A 20,628-nucleotide genomic window follows, 5' to 3' on the forward strand; every position below is an offset into this window, starting at 1 on the left:
TAACATTGAAAGGAACACCTCATGATCGAACAAGGACAAGCTTTACCCGCTGGCACTCTGGCAGAACTCACAGCCGATGGCATGTTAAATCATAATGTTGCCGAGTTATTTGCTAATAAAAAGGTGGTGCTTTTTGCGGTACCGGGTGCATTTACGCCGACCTGTTCAGAAGCACATTTACCCGGTTTTGTAGTGATGGCAGATGAATTTAAAGCTAAGGGTGTAGACATTGTTGCCTGTGTTTCAGTTAATGATGCATTTGTAATGAAGGCATGGGGAGCTGCGCAAAATGCATCTGAATTGATGATGTTAGCCGACGGCGATGCGAGCTTTACCAAAGCATTAGGACTCGAAATGGACACTGCTGGTTTTGGCGGTGTACGTTCACAGCGCTACGCTATGGTGATTGATAATGGCGTAGTTACAACATTAAATGTTGAGGCACCACAGTCATTTGAGGTCAGTACAGCTGCCGCGATTTTAGCGACACTTTAAGCGGTAAATGCATATAAAAAAGGAGCCTATAGGCTCCTTTTTTGTTTGATATACTTCTGTTTAAGCTACTGACATACTTTAAAAGTAATGCACGTATTCAACGGCAACGCGATACAGTACGTCATCAAAGCCAATCAAGTCTTGCTCTGATTCACGGTCAATATATTGAGTGATAAAGTGCAGCAAGTTGTTGTTATCAGCTAACGGCACAACCACGCTCATATTCAGACGGTTAAAGGTGTATGACTTGCCATCTTTATAACCCCAAAGGCCATCATAACGGCTGTAATCAATGCCTAGTTGCACACCAGAGTGGCCAAAGGTGTAACGGTTGGTCCAAGAAAAGTAGTAACCATAACCTTTGCGGTTGAGCTCATCTTCGCTGATCCCAAGATGTTCTCTTGGCCAGTCATCGTCTTTCTCTTCTTCGCTATAAGCAAGGCCCAGCGTTAAGCCCAAATCATAGTAATCGACTTCACCATAGCGATTGTTGAGTCCAAGCCCTGCAATGGCGAGTTGTTCAAACTCTTCCAGTTGTTGGCTGTTATAGTGACCTTCGTAGCGACCCACAAAGCTTAAGGTGTGGTTAGCGTTATTGTTGATATTCATGAAAGGACGTTGGTAGTGAAGCTTCATGTCCATCGAGTTACGATATCTATCTTCGTCGTATTTCTCTGAATCTTGTTCGTAATAATAAGTGCCGCGGACCCTAAAGTAATTCTTGTCTAACTGGTAGGTATTATCGTAGCGAAGGTCGTCCCAAATGACAGAGACACCCAGACCCTTAGACAGGGAGCTATCAGGAGAATCTTCATAGGTTTCCATCGCCGTTAATATGGATATTGCAAAAGGGGAGTCAGACTCGGCTGCATTAACCTGACCTGATAAAAAGCTTGTCGCGATAACCGCGCTTAAGAGGAGGTTATTCATAATATCCCTATTCCCTTTGTTAAAATTCAGCATAACGCTATTGAAAGTACTGTTATTTTAGCTGGATTCTTACAGAAAGGTTACAAAAACCTAGTATCACCGCCATATTTTTCAAACGCCTGTCTTAATGCCTAAGCTGACTTCGATATTTTCAACGCTCAATTCAACCTCTTTGGCTATCTCATCACTTTGCTGTGAGGCAGCTTGAGCATGGTCTTTAAGGCTGTTCATTGCGCTAACAAAGTCGTCCAAATAGCTTACTTGCTCTAAGGCACTATTAGCCCCTTGTTTGGCGGTACTGGCCATCTCGCTTGCTTGAAATTGCACATTTTGAGCGACTTGCCATAGGCTTTGTGCACGCTGCTTTTGAGTCTGTGTAGCCTCTTCAATGCCATGCACCCGTTCATCAAGGTCAGTATTAGCTTGAGTGAGCTGGTTGAGGATCTGCATAATCTCTTTTAGTGAGATTTGGGTACGTTGCGATAGATTTCTGACCTCGTCCGCCACCACGGCAAAGCCTCGGCCTTTCTCGCCCGCTCTGGCGGCTTCGATAGCAGCATTAAGGGCGAGTAGGTTGGTTTGTTCGGCAATGTTACTGATCACATCAATGATTCTAGACACGTCAGAAACCGACGTTGTAAGGCTAGCAAGCGATTGATGGCAGTGTGTGACAGCAACTTGTGAGTCTTGTGTTGCATCGAGCACGGCTTGGGCTTCTTGCTGGCTGAGCTGCATCTGCTGCATGGTCTGTTGTGCGCTTTGCTCCACTTGCCCCGAGGTTTGACTCACATCTTGCGCCAATACACGGATATGCTCAGTTTGGTCTTGTGCGGTGAGCACAATATTTTGAGTTTGCTCTGTACTGGCAGAAAGATGTGAAATACGGTTAACGAGTAAGCTAAGAGAGTTAGATACATGAGTTATCTGCTCACGTTGTACCTCATCTTCTTTCTCGAAGCGTTGTAAAAGCTGGTTGAAATGGCCCGCAATTTGACCCGTTTCGCAGCGACGCTGAATGGCCAGTCGTTCTCGACTATTGGATTCACTTAACTTGTGGAAGGCGCGGTTAAGATGTTTGAGCGGTTTAATCACCCGTCGTTGTTGCAGTATTAAATAGCCGATAGCAAAAAGAATAAGCACAGACACCATAGTATAGATAGCCATACTGAGCTCTTGCTTTAGTTGCTGATTATGTTGCTCTTGCTCCATACCGAGCGCCAATAATAGCTGTTCGATGGTGGCGATATCTTGGGTCATTGCTTGCTGGGTACGTTGGTTTTCAATCAATAGCGAGTGGGTATTGTTGACCTCTTTGTTATAGCGATTACTTAAGCTTAATAGCTCACTGTGGGCGCTCTCTCCTATCTCTATCTCTTCTCCGCTTTCATCTCCGAGCGCAAACTCGTCAACTTCCAGCGTTTCATATATCCCGATAAGCGGCAAAGCATCGAGCTTGTCATGCCACAAGTTAAGCTCATTAATAAGGCTGTCTAATATGGATTTAAGTCGCTGCTCTTTGCCGATCAAATACCCGTCAGTGACTTGCGATAAGTCATAGATTAAAGGCGGCAGTTCTCTGGTTAAGGCTAAGTATTTATTGGCAAGTTGTGGCTGTTGCTGCAAGCCTTGAAATGCATAATCAGCCAGACGACGATTGTAATCGAGCATCTCTGATTCTGCATGGGCTAATAATTGCCTGGGATTACCTGCAAGCTTACCCGCAGCACGATAGTCATTGTCGAGGGCGATAATAAAGTGTCGAATCGACCCTTGTAGCAGCAAGACTTCAACGCTTTGTTGTCGACTGATTTGCATCTCAATTTTAGCTAAGTTGAGCTTCGCTTGTTCAAGCTGACTAGCATCACCACTGGTAAGGTAGCTATCAAGCTCACGTCTAATTTCAACTAGAAAGGTTTTTTGGATCTGTTGTAGCTGGGAAGTTTGTTGCTCAATGAACAGCCGCTCTTGACTGCTCCAAAACACGACACCAGCCAGTAATGCTGCAATGAGCAGCAACACAGCTGATGCAGAAAGCGATAGGGTTGATATTTTCATTCCGTTGACTCACATCAAAAAGATGATGCAAGAATATGTCACTTAGATTACAAAAAAATTACAAGAAAACAGCTAATACCAACTCAATTGAATCGATGATTAATCTAGCGCTCTCTTAGGGCTGACAATGTTAGGCGTATTGTTGAGGACATTTCGATAGACGATGACTTGAAAGAGGCGCTGGTTCAATGACCGTGACGCTATTCTAGCGGCAGCCAAACTTGGGCGTGCAGGCCACCTTCATTGCGGTTGGTGAGAATGACTTTACCTTGGTGACGGTCAACGATTCGCTTGATAATTGCTAGACCTAAACCCGAACCAACGCTACCGCGGGCTGTATCGCCTTGAGTGAAAGGTTCGAACAGTTTGGGGATCTGATCTTCAACGATACCGGGGCCATCATCCTCAACACTAAAGCCAAGGTACTTGCCATTAAACAGCGAGCTTATTTTGACCCAGCCATTGCCATAACGATAAGCATTTTCCACTAAATTACTTAAAATACGTTTGATAGCAATGCCTTGCATCAGAACTTGTGGGCATTCACTTAAATCGGACTCAATGGTGCCTTCACGATTAGATTCTGCTTGGATCACGTCATTAATCAAATCGTTAATTTGTTCTAGCTCGCGAGTACCTTCTTGGTCTTGTCGTATATAGGCGATGAATTGATTGATAATGGCATCCATATCTTCAATGTCATGCACAATGCCATCTTTTAAATACTGGTCCTCTTCAACCATCATCTCAGACGCCAAACGAATTCGAGTTAAGGGGGTTCTGAGATCGTGAGAAATCCCCGCCATTAACAAGGCTCTGTCTTGCTCTAGTTGTTTCATGCAATAGGACATCTGGTTGAACGTATTGGTCACCTCAACAATTTCACTAGAACCACTGATGGGTAAAGGCTCGGGGTAATCACCACGAGACACTGCAATTGCGGCTTTTTGTAGGCGTCTTAAAGGGCGATTTTGCTGGCGGGCAAACCACCATCCACCGGCGACACTCAAGGCGCCTATTACCATTAAGTAAAGAGTGAGTGGCGAAAGATTTTTCTCGTTCAAGCCGATGAGCGGAACTTTAATCCAAAGAGAGGGAGCTTGAGGTGGACGGATCCAAATTTCAAACTCTTCACCTTGTGCTATGCGCACTTCGGCTTCACCACCGAGGTATTCTGACATTTGTGACGAGAGAAAACCGTAATAGGTTGCCCGTTCAATACCTGCTTGACGCGCCTCTTTTTGATTATAAAACTGCATGGCATCGTCACCCACTTTGGCATTAAGTGCGTCCACCATAGTGAGGTGTTCACGGCCAACATCGACCCCGTCGACAAACAGCAGTTTTACTTGGCGTGCAATCAGTTGGTTAATTTGTTGATAGCTCGGCTTAATAAAGTAAACCGCAACCGAGAGGTAAGACACCAATTGATTAGTCAGCAGTAAGCAGCCAATTAACATTACTGTTTGGCTGAAGGAGCTGCGGGGGACTAAGCGGTGCCACCATCTCTTTTTCATATTACTTTCGTGATGAGCCATCTGGCACAAACACATAACCTAAACCCCAAACCGTTTGAATGTAGCGCGGGCTAGCAGCATCGGTTTCAATTAAGCGGCGTAAGCGTGAGACTTGCACATCGATAGAACGCTCGAGTGCAGAATAATCTCGGCCACGGGCAAGGTTCATCAATTTATCGCGTGATAGAGGCTCACGAGGATGACTGACTAACACTTTTAATACTGCAAACTCACCGCTGGTAAGGGCAATTGCCTCTTCACCGTGATGCATTTCACGCGTCGCCAGGTTGAGTGAAAATTCACCAAAAGTGATCTCCTCTTCTTGCTGAGTGGGTGCACCGGGTACTTCAGGCGTTTGGCGGCGCATTACCGCTTTAATCCGAGCCAGTAATTCTCGAGGATTAAAAGGCTTGGGCAGGTAATCATCTGCACCCAGTTCTAGACCGATAATCCTATCGACTTCATCTCCCTTCGCGGTGAGCATAACGATGGGGATAGTGTTTCCTGTTTGACGTAGTCGGCGGCAGATGGATAGACCGTCTTCACCAGGGAGCATCAAGTCCAGTACCAGTAGATGGAAGTTTTCACGTTCTAATAAACGGTCCATCTGTTCGGCATTGGCCGCACTGCGGACTTGATAACCTTGCTCCATCAGGTAACGCTCCAATAAGGCGCGCAGCCTCATATCATCGTCGACTACGAGAATTTTTGAGGTTTCTTGTCCCATGCGTAGGATCCTTTTTTTGCTAGGAGGGCCAATAGGTATAGGCAACTGGCTGATATTGAATATGAATTAGCCTAATATAGCCGCTTTAATATGTTGATGACTAGCGAGTTATTCCGCAATAGCACATTTATGTCGTTGAGACTAAATGAATCGAGTTGTTAAGGTATTGAAACATTTAGTAATAATGCTTTTGTTTGACCGCATTTGAAATTGTAACCAAATTGAACAAATTGCTAATATAAATGCTCACAAGTTGACGCAACATTTCTGCGGTGCTGTAAAGTGCCTCGACAGAGCTGAATTATGCTATGATTTTTGGTCTCAGATTATCGTTAACCTTTAAAAAGTAGTCCGTATGAGAACAAACATCGTCACCCGAGCAGGTTTCGAAAAATTGCAGAAAGAGCTGAATTACTTATGGCGCGAACTTCGACCTGAAATCACTAAGATTGTCAGTTGGGCTGCGAGCTTAGGCGATCGAAGCGAAAATGCGGACTATACTTTTAACAAGAAGAAACTGCGAGAAATAGACCGTAGAGTGCGTTATTTGCGCAAGGCCATCGAAAATACCAAAGTTGTCGATTATTCACCGGCGCAAGAAGGTAAAGTCTTTTTTGGTGCTTGGGTTGAGATTGAAAATGATGCTGCTGAGAAGCGAGTGTTTAAAATCGTCGGCTATGACGAGATCTTTGGCCGTAACGACTATATCTCGATTGATTCCCCAATGGCGCGTGGCCTATTGAAAAAAGAGGTGGATGACGAAGCCGTGATCCATACGCCTGTTGGCGAACAGGTATGGTATATCAACCGGATCTCCTATCAAGGATTTGACGAGGTTTAGCAAGCAAGATTGCCGCGGCCTCACAGATTAAAAATCAATTAAATTAGCCAAATAGATTCTTCATCGATAAAACAGCGATTAGTGACATTAAAATTGCTTCTCAGCTGTGTTATCTTGAGCGCAATATTACCTTTTTGGCATCACTTCTATATATGCATAACATTGCACAGCTTATTGCTGAAGAACTTAACGTCCGTCTTCAGCAAGTTAACGACACTATTAAATTACTGGATGACGGTGCAACAGTGCCGTTTATCGCGCGCTACCGTAAGGAAGCAACGGGTGGGCTTGATGATGTGCAGTTGCGCACGCTGAACAGTCGCCTTAGCTATTTACGAGATTTAAATGAGCGCCGTAATGTTATTTTGTCGAGTATTGAAGCGCAAAGTAAGTTAACACCTGAGCTAAAAGCTGCGATTAATGCCGCCGACAGTAAAACCCGTCTAGAAGATCTTTATCTGCCTTACAAGCCTAAACGCCGTACTAAGGGTTTGATAGCGATTGAAGCGGGAATTGAGCCATTAGCGGATTTTTTACTGGCAAATCGAGATGCTGATTGTGACGCTAAAGCGGCTGAATATTTTAATGTTGATGCCGGTTTTAGCGAGGCTAAAGCAGTATTAGATGGCGCCCGTTTTATCTTAATGGAACGCTTTGCTGAAGATGCTGAATTACTGCAAAAGATTCGTACTCACGTTGAGCAAAATGCCGTATTAGAAAGCCGCATGTCTAAAGGCAAAGAGAAAGAAGGTGCCAAATATCGAGATTACTTTGAGCATTCTGAAAAGTTAACCAAAGTCCCATCACATCGTGCCCTAGCAATGCTACGCGGCCGCAATGAAGGCATGTTGAGCCTAAGCGTGAATGCTGACCCAGATAAAGAAGCCAAGCAAGCAAGTTACTGTGAAGTCATCATTGCTGAACACTTCAAACTTGCAATTAAAGACACCGCAGTCGACCAATGGTTGAAAACCGTTGTTGCGGCAACTTGGCGAGTAAAAACGGCGTTGCAGATGGAAACCGAGTTTTTTGGACGTATGCGTGATAGTGCCGAAACGGAAGCGATTAACGTCTTCGCGCGTAATTTAGGCGATCTTCTCATGGCAGCCCCCGCGGGCGCCAAAGCCACCTTAGGCTTAGATCCAGGTCTTCGTAGTGGCGTTAAGGTTGCGATAGTGAATAACACTGGCAAGCTGGTCGCTCACTCCACTATTTTCCCTCATGCTCCGCAAAAACAGTGGGATAAATCCTTAAGAACCTTGGCTAACTTAGCCAAGATGCATAAAGTTGAGCTGATTGCTGTCGGCAATGGCACAGCATCTCGCGAAACAGACAAGCTCGCGGCCGAGCTAATCACTATGGTTAAAGACGAGTTACCGACATTGACCAAAGTGATGGTCAGTGAAGCGGGCGCTTCTGTGTATTCAGCCTCTGAGCTAGCCTCGGAAGAGTTTCCTGACGTCGACGTGTCTATTCGTGGTGCAGTATCGATTGCGCGTCGTTTACAAGACCCATTGGCAGAGCTCGTCAAGATAGAGCCAAAGGCCATTGGTGTTGGTCAGTATCAGCACGATGTGAGCCAAAGCATGCTTTCAAGTTCACTCGAGGCGGTTGTTGAAGATTGTGTAAACAGCGTTGGTGTGGATGTGAATATGGCGTCAGCGCCGCTGCTGGCACAGGTGGCGGGGTTAAATAAAACACTGGCACGCAATATTGTCAGATACCGTGATGAGCAAGGACAGTTCACCAATCGTAAGACACTGCTAAAAGTGGCACGTTTAGGCCCTAAAGCCTATGAGCAAGCTGCGGGTTTTTTACGGATTAATGATGGTGAAAACCCACTTGATGCATCATCAGTGCATCCTGAGGCGTATTCACTGGTTGAATCTATCGCGAGTGCAAAACAGCAATCTGTTGCGACGTTAGTAGGGAATACTGAGCTGCTAACCAGTTTAGAGGCTAAAGACTTCATCAGTGGCGATTTTGGTTTACCGACGGTGACCGATATTTTGCTTGAATTAGACAAACCTGGACGTGACCCGCGTGGTGAGTTTAAAACGGCCACCTTTAAAGACGGCGTTGAACAGATTAATGATCTAAAGCCTGACATGATATTAGAAGGCGTGGTGACCAACGTCACCAACTTTGGCGCCTTTGTTGATGTTGGCGTGCATCAAGATGGCTTAGTGCATATCTCATCGATGACTGAGAAGTTTATTGATGATCCGCATAAAGTCGTGAAAGCGGGCGATGTGGTCAAAGTTAAAGTGATGGAAGTCGATGCTGAAAGGCGCCGAATTGGCCTCAGCATGCGACTTACCGATAAAGCCGGCGAAGCGCCGAAATCTGTAGCTCGGCCCGCAAATAATGCGACTAAACATAAAAGCTCAAAACCGCAATCTCAGCCGCAGAAAAATGCTAAGCCAAAGCAGGCCACCAATGCTGCGATGGGCAATGCGTTTGCAGATGCCTTTGCTAAGATGAAAAAATAACGGCTTATATCGACAACTTTATCTGTAACCTTTGTGAACAGAAAAACACCGACAATATTCAATATTGTCGGTGTTTTCGTATATATCCCGTAAATGATTGTTGTTTAAGTAAATTAATCTATTTTTAATATGACTGTATTAAGATGGATACTGAAGATATTAGCGTGCAGAAGTGTGCTGTAAACAGGGTAAACCAATAAAGGCTGCGGCATAATGCCTAAATAGCTTGAATTAAACGCAGTAAAGGATATGTTGTAAGCCGTTTGATATTTGAAACTTATTATCGACAAGGAGGTCTTAACTTTACTTTTAAAACGCTTTATAGAAAGCGATAATTTAAAATGATTAGGATTAACTATTTTGACACGTTCACATGCGTTAGGGCCATTTCGGTCGATTATCATATTTGCGGCCATCTCTTTGCTGGTTATCATGCTCAGCAGGCTGGGTCTGGCCCTTTGGCAGTTTGACCGGGTTGATGCAACCTCGGGTTGGTCAGAGCTATTACTCCAAGGCTTACGTGTTGATTTTGCGACATTTTGCTGGCTGTGGGGCTCTGCTGCACTGGGTACGGCTATCTTTTCTGGTGAACATGCTATTGGTCGAATTTGGACACTAATATTGCGGGTTTGGTTGACCTTAGGTTTACTGACGATCGTTGTCCTTGAAATATCGACGCCCTCCTTTATTGCTGAATACGGCATCAGACCTAACAGGCTGTATGTGGAATATCTTATCTATCCTAAAGAAGTGTTTTCAATGCTTTGGGCGGGTAGAAAGGTCGAACTGATTCTGTCGGCATTGATCAGTACTGCGGTGTTCATTGGTGGCTGGAAGCTCAGCGGTAAGCTGACCCAAAATCAAACATACCCACGTTGGTACTGGCGTCCAGTGCTTGGTGTTTTAGTCATTGCGATTACTATTTTAGGCGCACGTTCAAGCTTAGGGCATCGCCCGCTAAATCCATCATTGGTGGCTTTTTCAAGCGACCCATTAGTGAATTCTTTAGTGACTAACTCGGCATACTCTCTTGTCTTTGCCATTAAGCAGATGGGCAGTGAAGCAGATGCTGCCAAGATATATGGCAAACTCCCTGAAGACGAAATTGTTAGTATTATTCGCCGTGAAAGTGGCCGACCATTAGCCGATTTTCAGTCCGATGAATTCCCGAGTATGTCTAATAATACTGCCAGTTATCAAGGTAAGCCGAAAAACTTAGTTATTATTCTACAAGAGAGCCTTGGGGCACAATTTGTGGGCAGTTTAGGCGGTTTACCGTTAACACCAAACATTGATGAGTTATCGAAAGAGGCATGGGCTTTTGACCGTATGTATGCCACTGGAACACGCTCAGTTCGTGGTATAGAAGCCGTTGTGACCGGATTTACCCCGACTCCCGCTCGCGCTGTGGTTAAGTTAGGCCTGAGTCAAAGTGGCTTCTTTTCTCTGGCATCATTGTTAAAGCAACACGGTTACCATAACCAGTTTATTTATGGTGGAGAAAGCCATTTTGACAACATGCGTAACTTTTTCTTAGGCAATGGCTTTACCGATATTATTGATGAAAATGATTACGAAAATCCTAATTTTGTCGGCTCGTGGGGTGTGTCAGATGAAGACCTTATGTATCGTGCTAACGATGAATTTGAACGTTTACATAAAGAAGGAAAGCCATTCTTTAGCTTAGTGTTTAGTTCTAGCAATCATGATCCGTTTGAGTTTCCTGATGGCCGCATAGAACTGCATGAGCAGCCAAAGCAGACACGAAATAATGCGGCGAAATACGCTGATTATGCTGTAGGTGAGTTTTTCAAACGTGCTAAAAAATCTGATTATTGGAAGGACACTGTATTTGTTGTGGTTGCCGATCATGACAGTCGAGTGGGTGGCGCAGAGTTAGTGCCAATTTCACGCTTCCGTATACCCGGCCTCATTTTAGGTGAGGGTATCGAGCCTAAAGTTGATAAGCGAGTGACTAGCCAGATTGATTTAGGACCGACGTTATTGTCATTGATTGGCGTGAGTGATGCGTATCCTATGTTGGGTCGAGACCTTACTAAAACACCTGAAGATTGGCCTGGTCGTGCGTTAATGCAGTACGACAAAAACTTGGCCTATTTACGCGGTGATGATGTAGTGATCCTGCAACCTGAACATCCAGCATCAGGCTTTACCTATGATCCAGTGGCTGAGAAACTGACCGCTAGCCCACAGTCTGATGAAATGAAAGAAACGGCATTAGGTTGGGCGCTTTGGGGCAGCATGGCTTATCAAAAAGGGCTACATAGCGACAATAAAAAATAGCGGTAGTTACAGTTATAGTGACTTTTTAAACGCTTGTCAGCATATCGGGCTCAGTCTTTGGCTGAGTCCGAGCTTGATAAAAGGCGTCGATATGGGCGCCAAATGCACGATAGAATTGTAATGTTTCATTGGGCATGCGCTTACTGTCAGCGGATGCTGGTTTCTCTACAGGCGGGCTTGGCAGTTTAATATCGCTGCGTTTTAATGACGAACGATAGCTTAGCAGTTGTTTTAAATCGAACGGTGCCGGACGTTTTTGCGGCTGTTGCTGTGACTGATCTTGTTGTTGCGAGTCCCCTTGTTGCTTACCTTGTACTGATTCTCGTAACTTGGCTTGTGTTTGAGCCTGCTCTGCGGTGCGCTCGTGTTGTGGATTAAAGGCGCGTTCTTCATGGCCTTTACTCGCTTGTGGTGGAGGTAATACGGGTGGCCGTTGTTGATTATCCGTGCGTGCAGCATCTGTCGCTACGTTAGACGTAGAGAGCGGCACATTGGGATAATTTGTTACCACTTGCATAAACATTTCCACTTTAAGTTGTGGTTAAATCTTAACCAAAAACAACACAAAAATAAAGCAGTTTTACGCGCTAACCTTATTGTTAATTAGCGTTTTTTAAGCCAGCCGTCTAACGCCGTAACAAAGTCGTCGGTATGACTTATGAACGGTGCATGAGAGGCTTTCGGCAATATAACATCTTCGCTATTACTCAAATTAGGCATCAGCTTAATTACTCTACGTGGCACGAGTCCGTCGAGCTTGCCCCATATCCTTAACCAAGGCTGCTTGATCAGTGGCAGTTGGTTTCTTAAATCAACCCGAGCTAACATATCGAGCCCTTGATCGAGTGCGGTGAATTGCGGCTGAGGTTTAGCGAGTACCCATTCGCGCAGTTGCTTGATGTCGCCCTTAACTGTTTGGCTACCCATGGCTTGTATTGCTAGAAATCGTTCGATGGTTTTATCGAGATCTTGGGTGAGTTGAGTCGCGAACTGAACGAGCACATTGGGTGGGATCCCGGGCCAAGACTCCTCTTCTCGAGCCATAAAGCAAGGTGAAGACGAGATAGTACACAGGGCAGTGACATGTTGTGGATATTTAAGTGCTGCTAAGGTGGCGACCAAACCGCCGAGTGACCAGCCTATCCAGATAGCGGATTTTGGCACATTGGCGATGATGCTTGCCAACCAATCATTAATATCACCAGCAACGACATGACTTTCGCCAAAGCCGGGCAGATCAACAAAGTGAAATCTATACTGAGGTAACAGGTCGGGCAAAGCGGTAAATACAGCCCCATTGACTCCCCAACCATGCAGCATTACCACATCGAGGCCTTGGCCAACTGATTTGACATGTAATTTAGTTTGAGTCACGTATTAGCCTTGTGTTCATTTTGTATTCGTTCTGTCGTATTGGCGAAAATCGCGTATGAAAAAGGAATTTCATGATGACTCAACCCTCTTTGCAGCGATGGCTCGGGGCTATATTACCCAATCGATGCTTAATGTGCCATCAGCAGATAACGTCCACACAAAGTGGTATTTGTCGGGTTTGCCTCAACGCCTGCCTTTACCAAACACCCGTTTGTTTAGGCTGCGGTAGAGAGATGCAGCTGCAGGTGAGTTATTGTGGAGAGTGTCAGCGGCACAACAGGCTAAAGGTGGTAGCCCCTTGCGGTTATCACGATGGACTCGGTCATTGGGTTGGGCAGATAAAGTATCAAGCGCAGTTTGCCGTTATCGAGGTGATGGTCGATGCGCTTATCCGTCGATTACATCATTTAATTGAGTTAGGCTTTGTTCAAATGCCACAAGTCATTATCGCCGTGCCATTGCACTCAAAACGATTACGGCAACGTGGCTTTAATCAAGCATGGTTAGTCGCTCAATCACTGTCACAAAAGCTTGAACTGCCGTTGCTTGACGATGTGCTTATTAGGCAAACCAATACCGCTCCACAAGCGGGGTTATCAGGAAAAATGCGCCGTCAAAATTTACTAGATGCCTTTACGCTAGTGGCTGACATTAATTGGCAACGTATTGCGATTGTCGATGATGTGGTAACCACGGGCACAACGGTCAGTGAGATAGCGCGATTATTTAACAAGCAGTATATTGAAACTCAAGTCTGGTGCCTTGCAAGAGCAGAGGCACCTGGACTTAACTAACATTTACTGAGCGCTCACCAGGTACTTAACTCGCGCTTAGTGAAGCGCGGGAATAAAGTAAAGTGCATTGGCGTAGAGTTTTTCAGACCCTAGCCATATGTTTCTAAATAGCAGGTTATCAGCAATGGCGACGACTGCGCCTTTTGACCTGGACTCAACAATAATCGCGGGGGTGTTGGCGAAACTGCTTTGATATTCTTGCGCCATATAACCACTTAATAGGGGTTGTGAAGCGTAGCTTGCTGCAACGCTGAAGTCGTTACTGGTCTGCGCAAAACCGAGCGCCTTATTCTTCATCACTGGTAAGCGGTCGCCATTAATACCAAAATTAATCGGGTGACTTTTATCCAATGTTAATTCAACGATGGCACCGCCGATCTCTTGTCTTGCACTAAACGATGACTTCTGATCAAAAGCCAGTCCATCAGCGTTAAAGAGTTGCTTGTAAAAACGTTTGCCTCGCAGGCTCGTTTTTAGAAAGTTGGCTTTACTCAGCCAAGTTAAGGCTCCCTTTTGGGCGATAACGACACCGCCATTAGCGGTAAAGGGCCCCAGTTTACGGCTAAACTTTTCATCTAAGCTCGCATAGCTGCCGCCAGCAAAAATAATATGAGTGTAATTAGTCAGCTTGATTGAGTTGAGTTCACTGGTATCCACTAACGTGGTGGGCACTTTAAGCTGAGAGTCTAGGTAATACCAAATTTGACCCACTTCAGGGATCGATGTGCCTTTGCCGCTGACGATTAATGGCCGTATAGGGCGGATAACCTTAAAGTCAGGACTGCCTAAATCGATACCACTGACAGCGCCACTAGTATAAGCGGCTGTGACCCTGATACGAAACTCTTGCGCCAGTTTAGCCACTAACTGACTAAGCTCACTGGCGGAGTAGCCATCTTGTTTTAAGGGGATTTGCAAGGTGCCAGCGGGAAAGTCGAGCTGGCCTGGATCACTTGCTAATGTAAAAGGCTTAGCGGCAAATTTAACTTGCACCCCTTGGCTTAATAATTGTTGTAATGCTGGGGCAGCCTGACTCTGACGCCAGTCGATAAGTAAAGCGACTGCTTTTTGTGTCCATGTCGACGGCGTAAACGTTGGCGCTGTTTTACTTAAGACGCTGAGCTCGAGCTTAACGTTCTGGCGTATCGTTAAGTCGAATGCATATTGTAAGTTCCAAGTCGAAACATCATAAAAGGTAGGGTCCTCAAACTCAGTTCTATTGTCAAACAGGGCGGTTAACAACGTGGCTTGTGCTTGATGATCGGGAATGAAGACACTGCTTTCAACCGTGAATGTTTTGCCCCCTTGAGTGAGGGGGTTGGTTAAATAGTAATATTCAATTTGGTGTTGTGCTAACAGCTCAGTGAGTTGCTCTATTCGCCAGCTGTCGTTGGCAGCTGAGATCAGTCGACCCGCTTGTCTTGGCTTCTTTCTTTTTGATTGCTGATGTTTTCCGTTAAAGAAATCGGCTTGATATTCTTGCAGTTCAGTTTTAAGTGCCAGCGCACCTTTTAAGCTCGATATAGACGTTACGTACTGGTTATCTATCGCCTCTTGAAAGCGAACAATGCCGTTAACCGAGTCTTGCTGTTGGCCACGCGCACTGGCTTGTTCAAACAACACACCGATAGCACCGTTAATGTCAGGATAGGTCGATCCTTTTCCGTAAAAGAAGTCATCAAACAGTTGGCGGCTGAAATAGCTCTGTTTTTTATCGTCTAATGCCGCTTGATGATAAGCAGCAAGCTTGCTGGTTAACGTTTGATTTTCGACAGGCGTTAGTGGATGGGTTCTTTCAGGAACACCCGGCTGGAAGAAGTAGGTTTGGTTGTGCCCCATCTCATGGAAGTCGCCCACATAATGCGGTTGCCAACGATGAAATAGCGCGACTCTGCCTTGAGATTCAGGGTGGCGCAGAAACAGCCAGTCTCGGTTTAAGTCTGCTAAGTAATGATTGGTTCTGCCACTCGGCCAGCGTTGCTTATGCTCTTTGTGGTTTGGGTCGCTCACGGCCACTTTACCGGCGTAACCATTGGCCCAAGTGGAAAATCTATCCATGCCGTCCGGGTTTTGGCTCGGCGTAATCAGCACTACCGCATTTTTCAGTAGATTGGTCACCCATTTTTCTTCACTCGTGGCCAGCATATGACTCAGCTTCAAAGCAGCATGGGCGCCACTCGCTTCATCACCATGTATCGAATAAGCGAGCCAAATAACGATCGGCCCAGTTTGTTTCGCTTGATATTTGACTTGCTGGCGCTGCTTTAAAATTTCATCTAACTGCTGCTGGTTTTTAGCAGAGGTGATGACAGCGGTGAGTTGCTGGCGGCCCTCATGACTTTGGCCAGTGTTTTCGAGTGACACTCGCGGATTCTGTTTTGCTATCTCTTTAAGGTAGTAGTTGACCTGATCATGTCGTAGCAAATGTTCCCCCAACGGATAACCAAGAAAAGCCTCTGGGCTAGTGGTGGTAATTCCGTAGAGTGGATTGTCGGTTAGCCGAGTTTTTTTTGCCTCTGCCGAAAGAGAGAACAACATCATAAAAGCGCATAAAAAAGTGAGAGCAGTCTTCAGCATCGAAATAGTCATTATATTTATAATATTACGGTTAAATTACCAGCTCAGCAGCGACAAAACCACTGCCAATAGAGATTAAAAAATGTGATCGAAATAACGTTAATTTACATAGTGTGAGCATTGGGGGCTACAAAGCGCAGCAGAGTAAGAGTATTATAGGGTTAATTCTTACTAAAACACTCAGGTATATTCCTGACGGAGCTATGTTTTCATGATTACCATTTCCGAAACAGCTCAGGCGCATTTTGTTAAATTGCTATCAGATCAGCCTGAAGGAACTCACATTCGAGTATTTGTTATCAGCCCTGGCACCGCGCAGGCTGAGTGTGGTGTTTCTTACTGTCCACCAGATGCTGTTGAAACAGATGATACCGAATTCGAGTTCAACGGCTTTAACGCTCAGGTCGACGAAAAGAGTGCTCCTTTCTTGGAAGAAGCGACTATCGACTTTGTGACTGATCAGCTTGGTTCACAGCTTACGCTAAAAGCACCTAACGCGAAAATGCGCAAAGTGTCTGGTGATGCACCATTGGTTGAGCGTATTGAATATGTGATCCAATCAGAAATTAATCCACAACTGGCAAGCCACGGCGGTAATATTTCACTTGTTGAAATAACCGAAGATGGTATTGCAGTGCTTCAGTTTGGTGGCGGTTGTAACGGTTGTTCTATGGTCGATGTGACACTGAAGGACGGAATCGAAAAGCAACTTCTCGATATGTTCCCAGGTGACTTGACAGGCGTTAGAGATGTTACTGAACACCAGCATGGCGATCACTCTTACCAGTAAGGTTGAGATTGTTAAGCATAAAAACGCGACTTATTAGTCGCGTTTTTTTATGGCCGTAAATGCAGATCTTTGTTGATAAGTGCAAATGTAACTGGTTATCAATCCAGCGCTTTTCTAAGCCTGAACCAATAGTGTGCCGTCAGAGTAAGACTACGGGCCAACATAAATGTGCTCATTGCAGCCCATAGTGCTTGGTTACCTAACGATTGCAGCAGATACCAAGTGGGAAAGAACACCCCAAATGTGGCGATGATCATGCTATTACGCATAATTTTTCCTTGCGCTGCACCAATATACACCCCGTCAAATAGGTAAGACCCAAACGCGAGTAGGGGTAGGAATATCACCCAAATCAGATAACTGTTTGCGACCTGCTGTACCTCGGTAAGACTGGTTAGCGCGCTAATGACACTACTCCCGGCAAGCGCAAAAAATAGCGTAAAACTAACAGCGGCGATAGCTGACCATGCCCAGGCTAAGGTTACCGATTCTTTCATCAGTCGACTATCTTTTCGGCCATAAGCCCGGCCGACCTCGGCTTCGGCGTAATAGGCTATACCATCCAGTGCGTAGGAGATTAATAACAGTAGATTGAGCAATATCGCATTGGCAGCCACTGTATTGTCACCAAGGCTGGCACCGTAGAAGGTCATAAAGGCAAAGGACAGCTGCAAACATAAGCTACGCACAAAGATATCGGCGTTAAGGCTAATAAGCTTATGGTAGCTCTGCAATGATAGCTGCTTACAAACAGTGATAAAGTGAAAGTCGCCTAAACGCTTAAGTTGGCGCCTAACGAATGTCAGCGCCACCGCAAAGCCAGCAATATCTGCAATGACGGACGCATATGCTGCACCTTTAACGCCCCAGTCTAGCCCTATGACAAACAGGACATCTAGAATGATATTGACTAAGTTGGCGACGATTAATTGCCACATTGCTGCTTTGGGTTGCTGTCTGCCAAGTAGCCAACCGAGCATGACTAAGTTCATTAATGCGAAGGGCGTGGACCAGATCCGCACTTGAAAGTATTCGCGGCAGTATTTTTCAACTTCGACGCTGGCATCGGACAATGCCATCGCCAAATTAACGATCGGGAGTTGCAACAAGACCGCGGCCAAACCAAATATTAGGGCTAAACTACCCGCTTGGATCAGCAGTCTATATTGCTGTTGAGTGTCGTTAGCACCATAGGCTTGCGCGACTAACCCTGTGGTTGCCATGCGTAAAAAACCAAGTAACCACAAAATTAGGGTTATAATTGTTGATCCAACTGCCACGCCGCCTAAATAATAAGCATTACTTAGGTGTCCAACAACAGCAGTGTCGACCAGTCCCAATAGCGGGACGGTAATATTCGACAAGATCATCGGCAGTGCGAGTGCAAGCAACTGTCGGTTTTTTTGTGGGTTTAGCAGTATGGCATTCATTTTAGAGGTCTAATATTTATGTTTAAAAATATGTTGTTAGCGCTGTTAGCGCTGACGGGGTTTTCGGTGCAAGCCGCGGTTATTCTACAATATCACCATGTGTCTGATGATACGCCAGCAATCACTAGCGTTACGCCTGCGCAATTTAAAGAGCAGATGCAGTATCTAGCTGAAAACAATTTCAATGTCGTGCCATTGTCTGCGGTAGTCGCTTCGGTAAAAGCCAAGCAACAATTGCCCGCTAAAACAATCGCAATTACTTTTGATGATGGTTATCGCAGCATTGCTAACACAGCGCATCCCATCTTAAAGCAATACAAATTCCCCTACACGCTTTTTGTCTCAGTGGAACCTATTCAGAAAAAGTATGGTGAGATGATGAGTTGGCAGCAGCTGATTACGTTATCAGAAGAGGGGGCTGAAATTGCTAACCATACATGGGGACATGAACATCTTATCCGCATGGAGAAAGGGGAGACTGAGCCGCAATGGTTAGCGCGCATAGAGAATAATATTTTGCGCACCGAAGCTGAGATTGCCAAAGCGACGGGTCAGAATCACAAAATGCTGGCTTACCCTTATGGTGAGTATAATCAGCAGATAGAAGATATGCTCAAGAAGCATGGCTTTGTGGCATTTGGCCAACAATCAGGTGCCGCGGGTCCATATTCGCCTTTAACGGCATTGCCAAGGTTCCCGGTTGCAGGTGCTTATGCCAATCTCGATAGTCTAAAGGTCAAGCTGCATAGTCTTAATATGCCGGTAATGGAACAGACCCATAGTGACCCACAGTTACAATATGGCCAATGGCGTCCTGAGATTAAAGTGAAGCTGGATATGGAAGACATTAATGCGTCGCAGCTGATGTGTTTTATTCAAGGGCAGGGGGCAAAAAAGCCCAACTGGGTTAGCGAAGATGAGTTTACTATTCGCGCCGAGCTCGATCTTCCCGCAGGGCGTTCCCGTTATAACTGTACCGCTCCCAGTAAGCATCAAGGCGGTTATTATTGGTTTTCTCAGCCTTGGGTTCGACCAAAAGCCGATGGTACTTGGATAGCAGAATAAGGTCGCAGACTCTTAATCTGCGAGGGTTTGCTGCTAGGGTTTCCACGGGTGTCATTTTATTCTCTTAATACCCGTGGTAGTTCGATTTTGGGTGGAAGTGAGCTGAGACTAAAGCTCTACATATGGCTATTGGATTAGATGAAGTAAGCGGTAACGGTTTGTTGTTTGTTGAAGCTGCTTGTTATAAGCCAGTCACGCCTTATTTTTAGTCTTGCTAAGGCACTCGAAAATTACAGTCGCTTTAGGGTAATTCCCTAGAATATATGGTCCAGAGTTTTCGTGGGTAGTAACGAGTTTAAAAGCTTTTCCTAAACTACCACAAAATTGATTTGCTTCGCCTAAAGCTTCTGCGAGTAAAGGTTCATCACCTGATGGAAATGCACCTTCTTGTCGTGAAATTACATAGGTATTTTCACCGGCTGGTGTAGGTCCGATTGTTTTAGTAGCACAGCCAGAAATAGATAATATAGAAACAACAGAAAACAATAATTTTTTAAACATTTGCGCCCCACGTTTTAGTTAAACGTTATTATTTTATAGTAGGTAATTGATAAGGTTGAATTTCGCGGCGTTAATCCAGTGGTGGGTTAGCAAAGTCAGTAGCGTTGTCAACGAAATTAATAGCATTGAAATTTCTATTCGATAGCTAAAACTATCTAAGGAAACACCTATTTTTACGGCGATCTCTTGCTTTAATAAAGAAGAATTCTCAACTCCAAATTCACGTAAAAAGAAATCCATAAGATCATCTTTTTCAATCCGTGTATTATTTCTCACAACACTTCCCTTGAGGCTTGTAAAGCTTATTCAATAATGGCTCGATAACGTTCTGAGCTGCTTCATTAATGTTATTCAAAATATCACTTGTAAGTGTCTGTTGTAAATCAACTAATGTTATGTTGAGGAAGATAGAGTCAACATTACCACTAGTGGTTCCAATGACCTGCGGTCGGCGTATGTGCAAATACTGCTGAGGCTCGCTGCAAGTACATCCCTGTAAGCTCAACGAAAACATCCCTGTTTTCGAAGGCCTCAGCCGCATCTACACTGGGTTAGAAAAGCACAAACTTTCAGCATTTGAGTTTTTAATTTAAAAACTCAAATGCTACCGTGGCATAAAACTAACAGGAAACACTCATTCCCCATCGGAGTTGCCGAAGTACGTTGAAGAAATAGCCGTAATGCCCACATGGACGTGGGCATAGGTTTCGCGGGACAGGATGTCCCATCGGAAGCG

The 20,628-nt window shown here is 45.1% G+C and carries 17 protein-coding genes; 7 read left to right on the plus strand and 10 right to left on the minus strand.

What is annotated here, in order from left to right; genetic code table 11:
* Window positions 1-21 precede the first annotated feature (21 nt).
* Window positions 22-495 (plus strand): peroxiredoxin, encoded by a 474-nt coding sequence (locus tag L2729_RS00800; protein WP_248986524.1) that lies wholly within the window; start codon window positions 22-24, stop codon window positions 493-495.
* 78 nt (window positions 496-573) lie between these two features.
* Here the strand turns inward: L2729_RS00800 and L2729_RS00805 are convergent, their stop codons facing one another.
* The 4 genes from L2729_RS00805 to ompR form a co-directional block, all read right to left on the minus strand.
* Window positions 574-1,425, minus strand: coding sequence for a class I SAM-dependent methyltransferase (locus L2729_RS00805; RefSeq protein WP_248986525.1), 852 nt, complete (start codon window positions 1,423-1,425; stop codon window positions 574-576).
* A gap of 111 nt (window positions 1,426-1,536) precedes the next feature.
* Window positions 1,537-3,480 carry a methyl-accepting chemotaxis protein gene (locus tag L2729_RS00810; RefSeq protein ID WP_248986526.1) on the minus strand — a complete coding sequence of 648 codons (1,944 nt, stop codon included), beginning with the start codon at window positions 3,478-3,480 and terminating at the stop codon, window positions 1,537-1,539.
* Window positions 3,481-3,680: 200 nt separating this feature from the next.
* Window positions 3,681-4,997 (minus strand): two-component system sensor histidine kinase EnvZ, encoded by a 1,317-nt coding sequence (gene envZ, locus L2729_RS00815; RefSeq protein ID WP_248986527.1) that lies wholly within the window; start codon window positions 4,995-4,997, stop codon window positions 3,681-3,683.
* A gap of 1 nt (window position 4,998) precedes the next feature.
* Window positions 4,999-5,724 (minus strand): osmolarity response regulator transcription factor OmpR, encoded by a 726-nt coding sequence (ompR, locus tag L2729_RS00820; RefSeq protein ID WP_248986528.1) that lies wholly within the window; start codon window positions 5,722-5,724, stop codon window positions 4,999-5,001.
* Between the two features lie 355 nt (window positions 5,725-6,079).
* Between ompR and greB the strand changes: the two genes are divergently transcribed.
* From greB to L2729_RS00835, 3 genes are all read left to right on the plus strand, one after another.
* Window positions 6,080-6,565: a transcription elongation factor GreB gene (greB, locus tag L2729_RS00825; RefSeq protein ID WP_248986529.1), complete on the plus strand. Its 486-nt coding sequence runs from the start codon at window positions 6,080-6,082 to the stop codon at window positions 6,563-6,565.
* 152 nt (window positions 6,566-6,717) lie between these two features.
* Complete coding sequence (locus L2729_RS00830; protein WP_248986530.1) at window positions 6,718-9,057, plus strand: Tex family protein; 2,340 nt, start codon at window positions 6,718-6,720, stop codon at window positions 9,055-9,057.
* A gap of 432 nt (window positions 9,058-9,489) precedes the next feature.
* Window positions 9,490-11,361 (plus strand): LTA synthase family protein, encoded by a 1,872-nt coding sequence (locus L2729_RS00835; RefSeq protein WP_248986716.1) that lies wholly within the window; start codon window positions 9,490-9,492, stop codon window positions 11,359-11,361.
* Between the two features lie 25 nt (window positions 11,362-11,386).
* On the opposite strand, the gene L2729_RS00840 is transcribed toward L2729_RS00835, so the two are convergent.
* Both L2729_RS00840 and bioH read right to left on the minus strand, forming a co-directional pair.
* On the minus strand, window positions 11,387-11,878 hold the full coding sequence (locus tag L2729_RS00840; protein ID WP_248986531.1) for a hypothetical protein: 492 nt from the start codon (window positions 11,876-11,878) through the stop codon (window positions 11,387-11,389).
* Window positions 11,879-11,964: 86 nt separating this feature from the next.
* A complete protein-coding gene (gene bioH / locus L2729_RS00845) occupies window positions 11,965-12,735 on the minus strand; it encodes a pimeloyl-ACP methyl ester esterase BioH (protein WP_346347749.1) in 771 nt (256 codons plus the stop codon).
* Between the two features lie 71 nt (window positions 12,736-12,806).
* Here bioH and L2729_RS00850 point away from each other — a divergent pair, with 71 nt between their 5' ends.
* Window positions 12,807-13,529, plus strand: coding sequence for a ComF family protein (locus L2729_RS00850; RefSeq protein ID WP_248986532.1), 723 nt, complete (start codon window positions 12,807-12,809; stop codon window positions 13,527-13,529).
* Between the two features lie 36 nt (window positions 13,530-13,565).
* Here L2729_RS00850 and L2729_RS00855 read toward each other — a convergent pair whose 3' ends face one another.
* Window positions 13,566-16,106 (minus strand): M14 family zinc carboxypeptidase, encoded by a 2,541-nt coding sequence (locus L2729_RS00855; protein WP_248986533.1) that lies wholly within the window; start codon window positions 16,104-16,106, stop codon window positions 13,566-13,568.
* 211 nt (window positions 16,107-16,317) lie between these two features.
* Between L2729_RS00855 and nfuA the strand changes: the two genes are divergently transcribed.
* Window positions 16,318-16,896: a Fe-S biogenesis protein NfuA gene (gene nfuA, locus L2729_RS00860; RefSeq protein WP_101090775.1), complete on the plus strand. Its 579-nt coding sequence runs from the start codon at window positions 16,318-16,320 to the stop codon at window positions 16,894-16,896.
* 98 nt (window positions 16,897-16,994) lie between these two features.
* Here nfuA and L2729_RS00865 read toward each other — a convergent pair whose 3' ends face one another.
* The gene (locus L2729_RS00865; RefSeq protein ID WP_248986534.1) at window positions 16,995-18,326 is read right to left on the minus strand and encodes an MATE family efflux transporter; all 1,332 of its coding nucleotides are present in this window, start codon (window positions 18,324-18,326) and stop codon (window positions 16,995-16,997) included.
* Window positions 18,327-18,344: 18 nt separating this feature from the next.
* On the opposite strand from L2729_RS00865, the gene L2729_RS00870 reads away from it, so the two are divergent.
* A complete protein-coding gene (locus L2729_RS00870; RefSeq protein WP_248986535.1) occupies window positions 18,345-19,391 on the plus strand; it encodes a polysaccharide deacetylase family protein in 1,047 nt (348 codons plus the stop codon).
* Between the two features lie 192 nt (window positions 19,392-19,583).
* Here the strand turns inward: L2729_RS00870 and L2729_RS00875 are convergent, their stop codons facing one another.
* Window positions 19,584-19,892 carry a hypothetical protein gene (locus L2729_RS00875; protein WP_248986536.1) on the minus strand — a complete coding sequence of 103 codons (309 nt, stop codon included), beginning with the start codon at window positions 19,890-19,892 and terminating at the stop codon, window positions 19,584-19,586.
* Window positions 19,893-19,925: 33 nt separating this feature from the next.
* The gene (locus tag L2729_RS00880) at window positions 19,926-20,168 is read right to left on the minus strand and encodes a hypothetical protein (protein ID WP_248986537.1); all 243 of its coding nucleotides are present in this window, start codon (window positions 20,166-20,168) and stop codon (window positions 19,926-19,928) included.
* Between the last annotated feature and the right edge of the window lie 460 nt (window positions 20,169-20,628).

Origin of the sequence: Shewanella gelidimarina (assembly GCF_023283945.1) — a bacterium.
Classification (GTDB): domain Bacteria; phylum Pseudomonadota; class Gammaproteobacteria; order Enterobacterales; family Shewanellaceae; genus Shewanella; species Shewanella gelidimarina.